Genomic DNA, 1666 nt, shown 5'->3' on the forward strand with positions numbered 1-1666 from the left:
AGGGCCAGGGTCTCCGGAGCTCTGCGACGGCGCACCCTGGACCCAACAGCCGGCCGCGCCAGCGGACGCCCGTTCACTGGTTGGAGCGCAGCGGAAACCAGGGCGAGCCCAGCGAGCCTGCATTAAGACAAGAGAGCTGGCACCTGGGGTGCCGGCTCTCTTGTTTCCCTCGGCAAGAGGAATCTGTGTAGCGCTTTCAGCGCGGCGTGGTTACGGCTCGTCGAGCCGGTGGTCCTGCAGTGGCCGGTCTACCGGGCCGGTCACCGGGCCTGCCGTCAGCAGGCTCAGCTCGAGGATGTCTTCGAGGGGGCTCGCGTCCGGGGCAACGCTATCGTCCTCGGTCATGCGGAAGTGTTCGGCCACGCGTGGAGCTCCTTGGCTGTGTGGAACGGCGGTGTCCTTTCACAGTATCGGCAGTTCCTGCGGGCTGGCTGGAAGCGGCTGCGCCCGCGTCAGCGTCAAACGCGGCCGGCGGAGCGCAGCGGGGGAGGCCGCCGCGCGCCTGGGAGAGATCCCCAAGGGGAAGGCCGGACCCCGTTGGTGTGGGGTCCGGCCTTTGACGGGCTAGCGGTTCAGGCGGCGGTCATAGGCCTTCTTCGGGTCCCGGCTGCAGTCGGCCAGCAGGCCGCGGTTGACCAGTTCGGCGAACAGCTCGGCCAGCCGGTAGTCAGCGACGTCTTCCAGTGCCAGTTTGAAGTACCGGGCGGCGAAGCTGGACTTACCTTTGAGCCATTCCAGCCAGCCGATCAGGCACAGCATGGGGGCGCGCTGCCCTTCGGGGGTTGCTTTCATCAGTTCGAACGCGACTTCCTGGGCGGTGTCAACGCGGGCCCAGTCAGGGCGGTTCACGAAAACGCCGAGCATGACGGCGGTGAACTGGTCCGGGGCGTGGGTGATGATGTCACCCATCATGTAGTCCCGAATGGTGGGGTGCTGCAGCGCCCCTGCCAGCTCGTGCGCGGTCTGCGTCGTCAGGCTCTTGGGGTTTTCCAGAACCTTCGCCCACGTGGCGCGGCTGGCCTCAAGGTCCTCGGGCCACCCGTCTGGCTTGTGCGCGGCAATGGCGTCGCGGGCTCCTTCATCTCCGGTGAACGGGGCCGGGGCGGTAAATCCAGTGACGGCGCTCCCCCGGTAGATCAGGGCGGCGTTGCCGTTGCTGGTGGTGATCGCGTCCAGCGACTGGGCGGGGCAGCAGTTGGTGTCCGTGCAAAGGTAGTTCCGCCACAGTTCGGAGGTCACCAGCCATGCATCCTTCAAGGGCATCCCCGCCGTTTCCAGTTCGGTGCGCAGCGCCTCCACGTGCTCGGAGTACGGGCGCTGGGTTTCGGCGGTGTCTTCGTCCGTGTAGATGACCAGCAGACTGCCGGTGGCGGCTTCGTCGGCTGTCAGGTAGCTGACGATGGTCTGAGCGTAGGCGACGGGTTCCTGCGCGAAGGGGGCATCGACGCGGAGGGTGGCGCCAAGCTTGTTGCCCTGCATGGTTACCGCGACGAAGGATTCCTTCGGGGCCTCGCCCAGCGTGTGCGGGATGAAGGCCAGGATGTCGGCCGGGCCGGTGAATTTGATGAAGTCGTTCATGGTGTTGCTCCTTCTTGCCGAGAAGTGGGGGTGAGTGGGGCGGATCAGGTGACCGGCCAGCGTCCCCTCCCCCCGTTGTTTTTTGGTT

Annotated in this window: 2 protein-coding genes; both read right to left on the reverse strand. The window is 66.4% G+C overall.

Annotated elements, in window-relative coordinates; translation table 11 throughout:
• Positions 1-210: 210 nt before the first annotated feature.
• Positions 211-345, reverse strand: a complete 135-nt coding sequence (locus tag AB0N24_RS27495) for a hypothetical protein (RefSeq protein WP_364131758.1) — start codon at positions 343-345, stop codon at positions 211-213.
• A 219-nt stretch (positions 346-564) separates the two neighbouring features.
• Positions 565-1578 (reverse strand): DUF4192 domain-containing protein, encoded by a 1014-nt coding sequence (locus AB0N24_RS27500; protein ID WP_364131761.1) that lies wholly within the window; start codon positions 1576-1578, stop codon positions 565-567.
• Between the last annotated feature and the right edge of the window lie 88 nt (positions 1579-1666).

The organism is Arthrobacter sp. NPDC093128, from assembly GCF_040683875.1.
Classification (GTDB): Bacteria; Actinomycetota; Actinomycetes; order Actinomycetales; family Micrococcaceae; genus Arthrobacter.